Annotated in this window: 1 protein-coding gene; it reads right to left on the bottom strand. The window is 74.2% G+C overall.

The window, feature by feature from the left end; translation table 11 throughout:
* Nucleotides 1-1007 (bottom strand): tyrosine-type recombinase/integrase (locus D3A59_RS24940; protein ID WP_419187283.1); only part of this gene is annotated, 1007 nt, incomplete at both ends.

Below are 1007 nucleotides of genomic sequence, written 5' to 3'. Positions count from 1 at the left end.
GCCCTCGTCGCCGGACGCCGACAGCAGCTGCCGCAGCCGCGGCGCCGCCGGGTCGTAACCGATCGCCGCCGCCTCCATGTCCTGCTGATGCCGGTCAATCATCGCCTTGATGTCGTCGAGGATCGGCACGCGCCGGCGCCGGTTGCCCTTGCCGAGCACGTCGAGCATCCACACCAGCCGCCCGTCGATCGGCTCCTGGCGCAGCGCGCCCATGCGCGCGGTGGCGAGCTCGATCAGCCGCAGCCCGCTGGTCGCGCCGAGCTCCAGCACCAGCCGCGTGCGCCGCGTGAACGCGGTGTCGGGCTGCCCGGCGAGCGTCGCGAGGATCCAGCTCCACTGCGCCTCGGTGAAGGAGCGGCGGATGTCGATGCCCGCGCGCGGCAGCTTCAGGTGCGGCGTGACGCCGCGCGCCGCATTGGCCGACAGGTAGCCGCCGTCGACCAGCGCGCCGAGCATCGACGAGATCACGGTGAGCGCGCGGCGCTGGCTCAGCGGCGACAGCGGCCCGCGGAAGGGCCGCCAGTCCTCGCTCGCGCGGTCCGCCTGGCGCGGCTGCACCCAGTGCGCGCTCGGCTGCGCGAGGAAGGCCCGGTAGGCGTGCAGGTCGGCCTCGACGAGCGAGGACAGCGGTTTTCTCGCCTCGCGCAGGCACCAGAGATAGAAGCGCTCGACCTCGCGGCCGTAGGCCTCGTGCGTGCGTGGCGACATCGCGTGGCGCTGCAGCCACTTGCGGATCGCATCCAAGTCGTCGTCGGCGCCGAAGACGTTGGGGCCGTGCGTGCGGAAGACGCCGTGGCGCCCCGACAGCTCGGGCGGCACGGCCAGGCGCTCGAGCGGCACGAGGCCGAAGCGCCGCATGCTCTGCGGCTCGATCTGCGCGAGCGCCGTGCTGCGCGCGAGCATCAGCGCCGTGCGGCTGTGCAGCGCCTCAGCACGCAGCGGCCGCCCGAGTTCGGCAGCCAGCGGTGCGAGCCACTCGATCAGCCGCGCGGCGCGCTCGCGGCCCA

The organism is Caldimonas tepidiphila (genome assembly GCF_003569765.1).
Taxonomy (GTDB): Bacteria; Pseudomonadota; Gammaproteobacteria; order Burkholderiales; family Burkholderiaceae_C; genus Caldimonas; species Caldimonas tepidiphila.
Note: the sequence above shows the minus strand (reverse complement) of the source record. Positions and strands in the feature narration are given on the sequence as shown.